This is a genomic window from Eubacterium ventriosum (genome assembly GCF_025150745.1).
In the GTDB taxonomy this organism is placed as follows: domain Bacteria; phylum Bacillota; class Clostridia; order Lachnospirales; family Lachnospiraceae; genus Eubacterium_G; species Eubacterium_G ventriosum.
The window spans coordinates 202,861-216,657 of the sequence record NZ_CP102282.1 but is presented as its reverse complement, the minus strand read 5'-3'; the positions used below and the strand labels follow the sequence as shown (position 1 = coordinate 216,657).

Here is a 13,797-nt window from a genome sequence, read left to right as displayed (position 1 = left end):
TAAGACTTTAAGCAACAGCTTATTATTTTTAACCTAGGGTTAGCTAATTCTAACAAAAGTCAGCAGCGACAGATAATAGTTAACTACGTATGCCTATAATTAGGTGGAACATATTAACAATTTTAAAATTTAAGAAAGAGGGAAAAAAGAAAATGTCAATTAAGATTGCTTTAGCAGGAAATCCGAACAGTGGTAAGACAACACTTTTTAACGGATTGACAGGTTCTAACCAGTTCGTAGGTAACTGGCCTGGAGTAACAGTTGAGAAAAAAGAAGGTAAGCTCAAAGGACATAAAGATGTAACAATCACTGACTTACCTGGTATTTATTCACTTTCACCATATACATTGGAGGAAGTTGTAGCAAGAAATTATCTTATTAATGAGAAGCCTGATGTAATTTTAAACATCGTTGATGGTACAAATATTGAAAGAAACCTTTATTTGTCAACACAGCTTATAGAATTAGGTATTCCTGTAGTTATGGCTGTTAACATGATTGATATCATAGAAAAATCAGGTGACAAGATAAGCATCAAGGACTTAAAAGAAAGTTTAGGCTGTGAAGTTGTTGAAATCTCAGCTCTTAAGGGCAAGGGAATTAAGGAAGCAGCTAACAAGGCAGTTGAACTTGCTAAGAAACCTAACCATGAAATGGTACATAAGTTTGATAAAAAAGTAGAAGATGCTATTGAAAAAGTAGAAGAAAAGATTGCTTTCGATATTCCAAGAGAACAGCAGAGATTCTTTGCTATCAAACTTCTTGAAAGAGATGACAAGATTAAAGAACAGATGAAAACTGTTCCGGACGTTGAAAATGAAATTAAGCAGTTAGAAGATGCTTTTGATGATGACACAGAAAGTATCATTACAAATGAAAGATATACATACATTTCTTCAGTAATTGGAAAATGTGTATCAAAAGGAAATAAGGGTGAACTTACAACATCAGATAAGATTGATAAGATCGTAACTAACAGATGGTTAGCTCTTCCAATTTTTGCAGTTGTAATGTTTATTGTATATTACGTATCAGTAACAACAGTTGGTACATGGGCTACTGACTGGGCTAACGAGGGTGTTTTTGGTGACGGATGGCATTTGTTTGGCATAGGAACAAGTTCTTATGAAGATGCATCAGGCGATTATGAAAAGCAGACAGCAGCAGTTGATGCTTTCATTGAAGCAGCTAAGGACAAAGGAATCAGCACAGATAATATCGAAGAAGTTCTTGGGGACGAAGAAGCAAGTGAAGCTGATAAGACAGCAGCAGTTGACGCATTTGTTGCTGAAGCCGGAGTATCAGACATTACTGCAAAAGCAGAACTTGAAGATGAAGATGGAAAAGTAACAGACAAGTTTGACGTAACAGTTAATGATTTTAAGACAGCAACAGAAGCTGAAGAACCTGATCCTGCAGATTATGGAGTTTGGGTACCAGGTGTTCCTGTTTTAATCGGAAACTTACTTGACTCATTAAATTGTGCAGATTGGTTATCAGGACTTATTCTTGACGGTATTGTAGCCGGTGTTGGTGCTGTACTTGGTTTCGTACCACAGATGTTAGTATTGTTTATATTCCTTGCTTTCTTGGAAAGCTGTGGTTATATGGCAAGAATCGCATTTATTATGGACAGAATTTTTAGAAAATTCGGTCTTTCAGGAAAATCATTTATCCCTATGTTAATTGGTAGTGGTTGTGGTGTTCCTGGTATTATGGCATCAAGAACAATCGAAAATGACCGCGACCGTAAGATGACAATTATGACAACAACATTTGTTCCTTGTGGAGCTAAGTTGCCTATCATTGCATTAATCGCAGGTGCATTCTTTAACAACTCAGGTTGGGTATCAACAAGTGCTTACTTTGTAGGTATTGCAGCAATTATTTGTTCAGGTATTATTTTAAAGAAAACAAAGATGTTTGCAGGAGATCCTGCTCCATTCGTAATGGAACTTCCAGCATACCACTGGCCAACATTAGGAAACGTTCTTAGAAGCATGTGGGAAAGAGGATGGTCATTCATTAAGAAAGCCGGAACTATTATCCTTCTTTCAACAATCATTCTTTGGTTCCTTATGAGCTTCGGTTGGGTAGACGGAAAGTTCGGAATGTTAGAAGCAGAACAGCTTAACGATAGTATTTTAGCATCAATCGGTAGTGTAATTGCACCAATCTTTACTCCACTTGGATGGACTAAAGCAGGTGAAGGATGGAAGATGGCTGTGGCAGCTATTACAGGTCTTATTGCAAAAGAAAACGTAGTAGCAACATTCGGTATGTTATTCGGTTTCGCAGAAGTAGCAGAAGACGGTACAGAAATTTGGGGAAATCTTGCACAGGTTATGACTCCAATTGCAGCATACGGATTCTTAGTATTCAACCTTCTTTGTGCACCATGTTTCGCAGCTATGGGTGCTATTAAGAGAGAAATGAACAATACTAAATGGTTCTTTACAGCAATAGGATACCAGACAATTCTTGGATACTTAGTTGCATTATGTATCTACCAGATTGGTACATTAGTTACAGCAGGAACATTTGGAATTGGAACAGTAGTTGCATTTGTAATTGTGTTAGTATTTATTTATCTCTTATTTAGACCATACAAAGAGAGCAATACATTAAATGTTAACATTAAAAAAGCAAGTGCAAAATAATAAGTTTTAATATAAGGGACCTGCAATTATTTGCAGGTTCCTATGTTTTTATGGGAGAAAATAATTGGAGCAGAAAAAAAGTGATGAACTAAAATTTCAAAGAACAAGAATGCAGAAAGAATCAGTTCTGAAGACTTTAAAAGACAAGGGATGTAGAATTACAAACCAGAGAAAAGTTCTCTTGGATGTAATCCTTGACGAAGAATGCACTTCATGTAAAGAGATTTATTATAAAGCAGTGGAAATTGATCCTAACATCGGGGCAGCTACAGTGTATAGAATGGTCAATCTTCTTGAAGACATTGGAGCTATTAGCAGAAGAAATATTTATAAAATTTCATGCAACCTTGACTGCGTAAAGGACAACGCCTGCACTATAGAGTTAGATGATAATATGGTTTACCACTTGTCCCGGACGGAATGGAATTCTGTAATAATGAAAGGTTTAAAAGCCTGTGGTTACTTAGATAATCAAAAGGTGAACAGAATTGTTATTGAATCAGAGAAGAATACGTAATAAAGCACAAGCTTATTGATAAAAAATATCAATAGTGAAAAAATAGTGGAAAACTTAAAAAAATAGATTTAATATAATACAAACAAAAGACAATGGAGGTTGAAACTATGTTAGATTTTATTAAGAAGATTGACGCTAAAAAGACAGGAATTTTTGCAGCAGGTGTTGCTTTTGGAACAGCAGGAATTAAGATTTTATCAAGCAAAGATGCAAAGAAAGTATACACAAATTGCACAGCAGCAGTTCTTAGAGCTAAAGAAAGCGTAATGAAGACAGCTACAAACATTCAGGAAAATGCTGAAGATATTTATGCAGAAGCACAGCAGATTAATGAAGACAGAGCTGCAGCAGAAACAGAAGAATTTGAAGATGTAGAAGAAGTATCTGAAGAAACAACTGACGTAGAAGAAGATACTGCAGAATAATATAGAATTATTTGATTTTAAGGACACCTGTATTTTATACGGGTGTTTCTTTGCAGTAAAGATTTCCGGAAAAGAGGTAACTTTATATGAAGTTTGTAATTAAACATGAAATTAAAGGTAGAATAAGGATTCATATATTGCAAAGCCGCATGACTTTCGAACAGGCAGATACGTTGGAATATTACCTTAGTAATAATAAGCTGGTAACATCAGTAAAGGTTAGGGAAAGACTTCAAGATGCTACAATTAGTTATATTGGATCAAGGGAAGATATTATAAAATTACTTACATCATTTAAGTATAATAATGTTGAAGTTCCTGATGTGTATTTGCAAAATTCAGGTAGAGAGTTAAATAGAGAGTATTGGGATAAGCTTGTTAACAAGGTATTTTTGTATGGTGCCAACAAGATATTCCTGCCGAATCCTATTAGGGAATGCATTACTCTTACAAAGTCTGTTAAATATCTTTGGAATGGTGTAAGAACACTTGCAAGCAGAAAGATTGAAGTGCCGGTTCTTGATGCAACGGCTATTGGTGTTTCAATTGCAAGAAATAATATGAACACAGCAGGTTCAATTATGTTCCTTCTTGGAATCGGTGAAATTTTGGAAGAATGGACTCACAAGAAATCTGTTGATGACTTGGCAAGAAGTATGTCTTTAAATGTTGGAAAAGTTTGGCTTTGCCAGGGCGAACAGGACATTCTTGTGTCAACTTCAGATGTTAAGGCAGGAGATCTTGTAAGAGTACATATGGGAAATATTATTCCTTTCGATGGCACTGTTGTTTCAGGTGAGGCAATGGTAAATCAGGCTTCTTTAACAGGTGAGTCAATACCGGTTCAGAAGAATGCAGAAGGTATTGTTTACGCAGGTACTGTTCTTGAAGAAGGTGAACTTGTTATAAGAGTCGACCAGACTAACGGTTCAAGTCGTTACGAGAAGATTGTTACTATGATAGAAGAATCTGAGAAATTAAAGACTTCTATGGAAAGCAAAGCTTCTCACTTAGCAGACAAATTAGTTCCTTATACTTTGCTTGGAACAGGGCTTACATATGCTTTAACAAGAAATGCAACAAAGGCATTATCAGTGCTTATGGTTGATTTTTCATGTGCATTAAAACTTGCAATGCCTATATCTGTTTTGTCAGCAATTAGGGAAGCAAGTTTACATAACATTACTGTAAAAGGTGGAAAATATTTGGAGGCAATGGCTGAGGCAGACACGATTGTTTTTGACAAGACAGGTACCCTTACAAAAGCTAATCCTACGGTTGTAGATGTAGTGTCATTTAATGGTCAGGATTCTGATGAATTATTAAGGATTGCAGCTTGTCTTGAAGAGCATTTTCCACATTCTATGGCAAAAGCAGTAGTTGATGCTGCAGCAGAGAAGAATCTTGAACATGAAGAGGTTCATTCAGAAGTTGAATATATTGTTGCACACGGTATTTCATCTATGATAGATGGTCAGAAGGTTGTAATTGGAAGTCATCATTTTGTATTTGAAGATGAAAAATGTACAGTTGATCCTGAGAAGATGGGTACTTTTAACAGTTTACCACCTGAATATTCTCATCTGTACATGGCTATTAATAACAGACTTGCAGCAGTAATATGCATAGAAGATCCACTTCGTGAAGAAGCTGCGGCAGTTATCCGGTCATTGAAGATGGCAGGAATATGTAAGGTTGTAATGATGACAGGCGACAGCGACCGTACAGCAAAAGCCATAGCTAAGAAGGCAGGAATTGATGAATATTATTCAGAAGTATTGCCTGAAGATAAGGCTAATTTCGTAGAGAAAGAAAAGGCTAAAGGCAGAAAGGTCATAATGATAGGTGATGGAATAAATGATTCACCTGCATTATCAGCAGCCGATATAGGAATATCAATTAGCGATGGTGCAGAAATTGCAAGAGAAATCGCTGATGTAACAATAGGCGCAGATAACCTTTATGAAATAGTAACATTAAAGGCATTGAGCAATAGCTTAGTTAAACGAATTGACAAGAATTACAGATTCATAGTAAGCTTCAATGCGGGCTTAATTGTACTAGGCATTACCGGAATAATTCCACCAACAATGTCAGCATTACTCCATAATGGATCAACACTTGCAATAGGAATGAAGAGCATGGAAAACCTGCTTGACTAGACAGAATGATAGGAATGAAGAGTATTGATAATCTGTTAGACTAGTCAGGATGAGCTGATTAATATATAGAATTAATAAATTAAATACATTAATACACAAACACCCCCGATACTAAAAAATGAAACTTTTAGTGTTGGGGGTGTTTTGCTGAGGTGGAGGGGAAACAAGAATAATTGCTAAAATCTATATAAATTAAGTATGGTTCCAATGGGTGTCAGGTGGAAATTACAAATATCGCAATAAATTTCAAACAAAAACATTGACATATGAATATATGTGCATATAATAGAATTAAACATATGAATAAATGTTCATATCATAAAATAACAATTAATAGTACCAAACAATTTTATAACAATAATTGTTGTAGACACATTAGATTGATGTAGAAAAGGAGGTGCCTATGGTAGATAAAGATAACGGCGAGTTTTTGGCAGTTCATGAAGAAGTTGTTAAAAAAGTTCTTGAAACTTTACCGGATGAGGAAGAGTTATATGACTTAGCTGAATTGTTTAAAGTTTTTGGAGATTCAACAAGAATTAGAATTCTTCATGCATTGTTTGAAAGTGAACTTTGCGTAGGTGATATTGCTCAGATTTTGAATTTAAGTCAGTCAGCAGTTAGCCATCAGTTGAAACTTTTAAAGGATGCCAAGTTGGTTAGATTTAGAAGAGAGGGTAAGATTATTTTTTATTCATTAGATGATGACCATGTTAGAACAATTTTAAGTATGGGAATGGAACATATTGAAGAAAGATAAGATGTGTAAATGTAAGTAAAAAAATTAAAGTTTAGATTATATATTAAAGAAAAGGAGATAATTATTATGAAGAAGACATACAAAGTAGAGGTAGATTGTGCAAATTGTGCAGCAAAGATGGAAGAGGCAGTTAAGGCTACAGCAGGAGTTAAGGATGCAACATTAAGCTTTATGACATTGAAATTAAAGGTTGAATTTGAAGACGGAGCAGATGTAGATGCAGTAATGCAGGAAGCAGTTAAGAACTGTAAAAAAGTAGAAGATGATTGTGAAATCTTCTTATAAGAAATTGCAAATTATAAAATCCAAATAACAAATTTAAAATAAGAATTGTAAATTTTAAATTGTTATTTTAATGCAGATTAAGAAGTGAAAAAATCTTTTCTACAGAAAACAGTTTTAGAAAGGATGAGAAAATGACAAAAAAACAGAAAACAGTTTTGTATAGAATTATTGCATCTGCAATTTTAATTTTAGGTATTTCAATATTGTGCGAATTTGCGGATGTGAATATTTGGGGGCAGGTTGTTTTGTATCTTATTCCATATTTTGTTATCGGATACGACATTTTGAGAAAAGCTTTCAAGGGTATTTTGAACAAGCAGGTGTTTGATGAAAACTTTCTTATGGCGATAGCAACAGTAGGTGCAATGCTTTTGGGAGAATTTAAAGAAGGCGTAGCTGTTATGTTGTTCTATCAGATTGGTGAGTTATTCCAGAGTTGCGCTGTTGGAAAAAGCAGAAGAAACATTGCAGCACTTATGGACATAAGACCTGATTACGCCAATATTATAGTTGACGGACAGATTGAACAGGTTGATCCTGATGACGTGGAAATAGGTACAGAGATTGTTGTAAATCCGGGAGAAAAAGTCCCTATTGATGGAATTATTACAGAAGGAAATACAACATTAAATACAAGCGCACTTACAGGTGAAAGTGTACCAAGAGATGCAAAAGCAGGGGAAGAAGTTATAAGTGGATGCATCAATATGACAGGTGCAATTAAGCTTAAAACTACTAAAGAATTTGGTGACTCTACAGTTTCGAAGATTTTGGATTTGGTAGAAAATTCAAGTATGAAGAAGTCACGTTCAGAAAACTTCATTACAAAATTCGCCAGATATTATACTCCGGCAGTTTGCTACGGAGCATTAGCATTGGCTATTTTGCCACCAATAGTAAGACTTATTATGGGAATGTCACCAGACTTTCCTGATTGGATTATAAGAGCATTAACATTCCTTGTAATCAGTTGTCCTTGCGCATTGGTTATCTCAATACCATTAAGCTTCTTTGGTGGTATCGGATGCGCCTCATCTAACGGTATTCTTGTAAAAGGTTCCAACTATTTAGAGGAATTATCGAAGACAAAATACATTGTTTTTGATAAAACAGGTACACTTACAAAAGGTGTTTTCGAAGTAAATAAAATATATCCTGCAAAGGATTTTGATGAAAAAACTTTGTTGTATTTTGCAGCATATGCAGAAAGTGGTTCAAGTCATCCGATTAGTCAGAGTTTGAAAAAAGCATATGGTGAGAAAATTGACCTTGAAAAAGTAAATAATATTGAAGAAATTGCAGGTCACGGCGTTCAGGCTGACGTTGACGGCAAGAAAGTTAGTGCTGGAAACATTAAGCTTATGAAAAAACTTGGAATCAATCCAAGTGACGAACACGATGAAGGAACAATAGTTTTTGTAGCTGTTGATGGCGTGTATGCCGGTTGCATAACAATTTCAGATATTATTAAACCAACAACAAAGATGGCAATTGCTGAATTAAAAAAGAATGGAATGAAGAAAACTGTTATGTTAACAGGCGATTCCAAAAAAGTTGCCGACAAAGTTGCAACAGAAATAGGCATTGACATGGTAAGAAGTGAGCTTCTTCCGGGAGATAAAGTTGAGCAGGTTGAAAAACTACTTGCAGAAAAAGGAGACAAGGAAGCCCTTGCATTCGTAGGCGATGGAATCAATGATGCCCCTGTATTATCAAGAGCAGATATCGGTGTGGCAATGGGAGCCCTTGGCTCAGATGCGGCAATTGAAGCTGCAGATGTTGTACTTATGGATGACGATCCTGCAAAGATAGCGTTGGCAATGAAGATATCAAAGAGAACACTTGAAATAGTAAGAGAAAACATAATCTTCGCATTGGCGATAAAAGCAATCTGCCTTGTACTTGGAGCACTTGGTATAGCCAATATGTGGGTCGCAATATTTGCAGACGTAGGTGTAATGGTACTTGCGGTACTGAATGCAACAAGAGCATTAAGAATAAAATTGTAGAATAAAAAATTAAATAATGATAAATATATAATATGGTACAAAAAGGGAATCTTTGCAAACAATAGGCAGATTTTTGAAATTTTGTGAGCATAGCGTACAGCGATAAACTTACTGTTTGAGCCGAAGGCGAGTTTAAGTTTTCGCTGTACAATAGGCGGCGGAGCAAAATAATAAAATCAACGTGTTTGCAAGGTTCCCTTTTTGGACTACATATAAACAAAATTAATTCTCAAATCCTGTAGTAAATTTTTTCCACCTATGATAGAATTAAAGATAATTATGGGTTTCTATACGAAAAAGTTGGAGATTCAATTTTAAGGAGATTTAAAATGCTTAATAATGAAAAGATTATACTAATGACAAAGTTGTCGTTATATGAGCAGAAAAATCAAAAAAAAGAGATTAAAACAAGCAAGTATTTCAGAGGTGATTATATGTCACTAAAAATGCTTAAATCTTTTTTGTGTATAACAGTTGCATATTTGCTTTGTTTGGTTTTATGGTTTATGTATAAGTCTGACAAGGTTATATCAAGTCTTACAACAACAGGAAGACTTACAGCTTTAATAGTAATGCTTGTGATTTTATATATTGTATCCGTTGTTTTATATATGATTTTTAGTTATGCTTTTTTCTCACACAAGTTTAGAAATATAAGAAAGCATTTAAAGGAATATAATGGAGATTTGAAAACACTGCACCGTATTCAGGAATTAGAATATGATGCCATTATTGATGAACTTGGAGAGGGAGGCGATGAAGAATAATGATGGGATTACTTGTATATAAGGAGAAATTAAAGAATTTTTACGCGGAACATGAGTTTTATGTTAATCCGATTATTAAATTTATCAGTGCGTTTATAGCATTAACTCTAATAAAAAAGAATGTTGGTTATAATGATTTATTAACAATGTGGCCTGTAATAATGGGAATATCAGTTATTATGGCTTTTATGCCTTGGACAATTATAATAACAGCTTTAACGGCTATTATGTGTATTAACATATTTACATTATCAATAGAACTTGGGGCATTAGTGGTAATTATTTTGCTAATAATGTTACTTTTGTATTTTAGATTTACACCAACACAGGGAATATTCGTACTTTTTGTTCCCATAGCGTTTTTCCTGAAAATACCATATATTGTTCCGATTATTGCAGGATTAATATGCACACCTGTATCAATAGTATCGGTTACATTTGGAACAATAGTATATTATATGATAGCCGTAATAGGCAAGAATGCAGACGCAATTCAGAATGTTGCATCAGAGGGAACTAACGCAGCAAATCTTAATACAGTATTAAAAATGATTAGTGTTAATAATCAATTATTTTTGGTTATTGCAGCATTTATTATAACTACATTAGTAGTTTATTTTATAAGAAAATCATCAGTTAACAATGCCTGGATTATTGCGATTATAGTAGGCGGAGTGGCAGATTGTGTTATAATTTTGGTTGGAGCACTTACTTTGAACACAGAATATTCAATAATTGAGGTTATTCTTGGGAGCGTAGGCTCTATATTGTTAGGATGCATTATTCAGTTCTTCGTATTTTCAGTGGATTATTCAAGAACAGAACATACTCAGTTTGAAGATGACGAATACTATTATTACGTTAAGGCAGTGCCTAAGATTAACGTGGTAGCACCTGAAATGAATGTTAAAAGAATTAATGCCCAGAGAAAGAAAAAGAAGAATTGGAAATAGAGTTTGCAATAAAAATCAAATAAAAAACGTTATTCTTAATTGAAGAGGTTTTCGACATTATAAAGCAGAGTATTATGGAAAGGGGAAATAAAGTGAGCACAGTATTAAATTATGTTTCAAATTTTATAGAAAAATATTTAACAGTGCCGGAAATTTATGCAAGTGACATTGTTGAAATAGTTATAATGTCTGTAGCTATTTACTATGTGGTCTTATGGTTTAGAAAAAGTCGGGCATGGGTATTATTAAAGGGTATTTTTGTGCTTGTAATCTTTATGCTTGTGGCTTCTTTATTTCATTTGACAACACTGCTATGGATATTTAACAAGACATTAAGTGCAGGTATTATAGCACTTGTAATTATATTTCAGCCTGAACTTAGAAGGGCTCTGGAAGAATTAGGTAGAAAGAATGTTATTTTCAAAGTATTAAAATTTGAAAATGGCAACAATGAATCTAATTTTAGCGACAGATCAGTTGAAGAAATAACAAGAGCAACTCTTGAGATGGCAAAGGCTAAAACAGGAGCCTTAATTGTTATAAGACAGCAGCACGATTTAGGTCAGTTTATTGAAACAGGAATAAAGATAGACGGACGTATTTCAAGCCAGTTGTTAATTAATATTTTTGAAAAAAACACACCATTACACGATGGTGCAGTTATTATAGATGAAAACAGGGTGGTGGCAGCAACATGTTATCTGCCACTGTCAGACAGCTCTTCTTTAAGCAAGGATTTGGGTACAAGACATAGAGCAGGACTTGGAATTAGTGAAGTTTCAGACTGTATAGTTGTTATTGTGTCAGAAGAAACAGGAAGTATTTCCATTGCAAAAGAAGGCAAGTTAATTAGATACGCAGATGCTTCAATTCTGAAAAATGAGCTTATAAAGGCTCAGGATAAAGAGGAAGTTAAACCAAGAAGATTTTTGAAAGGAAGGGGACGCAATGAAAAAGATGTTAACGAAACTAAAGATGTCTCTGACAAATAATATTGGTTTGAAATTTCTTGCAGTATTAATAGCATTGGTTTTGTGGCTGGCAATTGTTAATGTTAACGATCCGGAGAAAACCATTACTGTATCAAATATTCCAATATCCGTTACAAACGAAAGTGCAATAACCAGCAGAGATATGGTATATAATGTTAAGTCTGAACAGTACTTGAATATTACTGTTTCAGGCAAAAGATCAATTGTAAGTAACTTATCAGCAGAAGATTTCAGGGCTACTGCATCTTTAAAGGAATTGTCAAAAGTCAACTCAATTCCTGTTGATGTAACAACTAAGAATGCTTCTCTGGGAAGAAAGATTACAATTGTAAAACAGTCAGCCCAGACTATTCTGGTAGACGTGGAAAATGTTGAAGAAAAAGATTTTACAGACTTGGTTGTTGAGTATACAGGAAAGGTTGCTGACGGCTATGTGGCAGGGCTTAGCTCAATGTCCACAGACGAAGTTACAGTAAAAGCTCCAACATCAATTATTGACAAAATCAAAAAGGTAGCAGTAAGATGTAGCTTGGATGGAACAAACACTAATATTTCAAAAAAATGTCCTGTAATACTTTATGATAAGAACGACAAAGAAATTAAATCGGATGAAATTGAATTATCAGATAAGAAGATAAGGGTAAATGTTAATGTTTTAAGAGCAAAACAGGTTCCAATTTCAACTATAAATAAAGATGAATTAGGTAAGCCGGCAGATGGTTATGTTGTGGATGATGTGATTCTTTCAAGTGACAGTATTACAGTTTACGGTAGTGAAGAATCTCTTGACAGCATTGAATCATTAGATATACAGGATGATATAGATGTGTCAGATGCCAAAGGTGATGTGACACAGAATATAGATGTAACAGGCAAATTACCAAAAGGATTGTCCGTTAGCGGAGAATCAACTATAACCGTAAAGGTTCTAATTAAGAAGCTTATCACAAGAACATTTGAATATGATGCTTCTGAAGTATCTCTTAATGACTTAAGCAGCGACTTGGATGTACAGCTAGTTACAAAAAAGGTTAAAGTTACTTTACAGGGAGAGGAAGAAGTAATCAGCCAATTAACAAAAGATGACATGGCCATCAGTGCAGATTTGGGGAAAGTTAAGGAAGGAACAACAACGGTACATGTGGACGTAGCAGTGCCGGATAACACTACACTGATGAATAATGTTACAATAAAAATTAAAGCGAAAGCTAAATAATGGAGGTAGAATAATGAGCACTATTTTAGTAACAGGTGGAGCAGGATTTATTGGAAGTCATACTTGTGTTGAATTATTGGAATCAGGATATGATGTAGTAGTTATAGATAACTTAAGCAATGCTTGCGAAGAATCACTTAAGAGAGTGGAAAAGATTACAGGTAAAACTTTAAAATTCTACAAAGGTGACATTGCAGACAAGGAATTAATGGATAAGATTTTAACAGAAAACGATATTTATGCAGTTATCCATTTTGCAGGCTTAAAGGCTGTAGGTGAATCAGTTCAGAAGCCACTTGAATATTACACAAACAACATTTCAGGAACATTAGCTATGTGCGATGTAATGCGTAAACATGGAGTAAAGAATATTATCTTTAGTTCATCAGCAACAGTATACGGAGATCCGGCAGAAATTCCTATAACAGAAAAATGCCCTAAGGGACAGTGTACAAACCCATATGGCTGGACAAAGTCAATGCTTGAACAGATTCTTACAGACATTCAGTTTGCAGACAAGGAATGGAATGTAATTCTTCTTCGTTACTTTAACCCAATTGGAGCACACAAGAGTGGACTTATCGGCGAAGATCCTAACGGAATTCCAAACAACCTTATGCCTTACATTACAAAGGTTGCAACAGGAGAACTTCCAAGAGTTAATGTATTTGGAAATGATTATCCAACACCTGACGGAACAGGAGTTAGAGATTACATCCATGTAATGGATTTGGCTACAGGTCATGTAAACGCAATTGATAAGATTAAAGAAAACCCTGGAGTTAAGGTATATAACCTTGGAACAGGAAAGGGATACAGCGTATTAGACGTTATTAAGAATTTCAGCGAAGCAAGCGGAATTGACATTCCTTATGTAATTACAGACAGAAGACCTGGTGACATTGCTGAATGTTATTCAGATGCAACTTTGGCCAAGGAAGAATTAGGCTGGGAAGCAAAATACGACATTAAGGAAATGTGTGCTGATTCATGGAATTGGCAGAAGAACAATCCTAACGGATACAGATAAGATTAATTATAAGTTACTAAA

The 13,797-nt window shown here is 34.7% G+C and carries 12 protein-coding genes; all 12 read left to right on the top strand.

The window, feature by feature from the left end; all coding sequences use genetic code 11:
• Positions 1-152: 152 nt before the first annotated feature.
• The 12 genes from feoB to galE all read left to right on the top strand — a co-directional run bounded on the left by feoB (position 153) and on the right by galE (position 13,776).
• Complete coding sequence (gene feoB, locus NQ558_RS00945) at positions 153-2,660, top strand: ferrous iron transport protein B (protein WP_040446981.1); 2,508 nt, start codon at positions 153-155, stop codon at positions 2,658-2,660.
• 64 nt (positions 2,661-2,724) lie between these two features.
• Entirely contained in the window at positions 2,725-3,177 is a 453-nt protein-coding gene (locus NQ558_RS00940; RefSeq protein WP_040446983.1) for a transcriptional repressor, read from the top strand.
• Positions 3,178-3,284: 107 nt separating this feature from the next.
• The gene (locus NQ558_RS00935; RefSeq protein ID WP_040446985.1) at positions 3,285-3,602 is read left to right on the top strand and encodes a DUF6110 family protein; all 318 of its coding nucleotides are present in this window, start codon (positions 3,285-3,287) and stop codon (positions 3,600-3,602) included.
• Positions 3,603-3,688: 86 nt separating this feature from the next.
• Entirely contained in the window at positions 3,689-5,764 is a 2,076-nt protein-coding gene (locus tag NQ558_RS00930; RefSeq protein ID WP_005362596.1) for a heavy metal translocating P-type ATPase, read from the top strand.
• A gap of 403 nt (positions 5,765-6,167) precedes the next feature.
• A complete protein-coding gene (locus NQ558_RS00925) occupies positions 6,168-6,524 on the top strand; it encodes an ArsR/SmtB family transcription factor (protein WP_005362597.1) in 357 nt (118 codons plus the stop codon).
• 66 nt (positions 6,525-6,590) lie between these two features.
• Positions 6,591-6,809, top strand: a complete 219-nt coding sequence (locus tag NQ558_RS00920) for a cation transporter (protein ID WP_005362598.1) — start codon at positions 6,591-6,593, stop codon at positions 6,807-6,809.
• Between the two features lie 131 nt (positions 6,810-6,940).
• Positions 6,941-8,818 carry a heavy metal translocating P-type ATPase gene (locus NQ558_RS00915; protein ID WP_005362599.1) on the top strand — a complete coding sequence of 626 codons (1,878 nt, stop codon included), beginning with the start codon at positions 6,941-6,943 and terminating at the stop codon, positions 8,816-8,818.
• A 329-nt stretch (positions 8,819-9,147) separates the two neighbouring features.
• Positions 9,148-9,585, top strand: a complete 438-nt coding sequence (locus tag NQ558_RS00910) for a hypothetical protein (RefSeq protein ID WP_005362600.1) — start codon at positions 9,148-9,150, stop codon at positions 9,583-9,585.
• Positions 9,585-10,538, top strand: a complete 954-nt coding sequence (locus NQ558_RS00905) for a hypothetical protein (protein ID WP_005362601.1) — start codon at positions 9,585-9,587, stop codon at positions 10,536-10,538. Before NQ558_RS00910 ends, NQ558_RS00905 begins: the two co-directional genes overlap by 1 nt.
• A gap of 92 nt (positions 10,539-10,630) precedes the next feature.
• Positions 10,631-11,530 (top strand): diadenylate cyclase CdaA, encoded by a 900-nt coding sequence (gene cdaA, locus NQ558_RS00900; RefSeq protein ID WP_243086979.1) that lies wholly within the window; start codon positions 10,631-10,633, stop codon positions 11,528-11,530.
• Positions 11,487-12,746, top strand: a complete 1,260-nt coding sequence (locus NQ558_RS00895) for a CdaR family protein (RefSeq protein WP_005362603.1) — start codon at positions 11,487-11,489, stop codon at positions 12,744-12,746. Before cdaA ends, NQ558_RS00895 begins: the two co-directional genes overlap by 44 nt.
• A 13-nt stretch (positions 12,747-12,759) precedes the next feature.
• Entirely contained in the window at positions 12,760-13,776 is a 1,017-nt protein-coding gene (gene galE, locus NQ558_RS00890; protein WP_005362605.1) for a UDP-glucose 4-epimerase GalE, read from the top strand.
• The last annotated feature ends 21 nt before the right edge of the window (positions 13,777-13,797 follow it).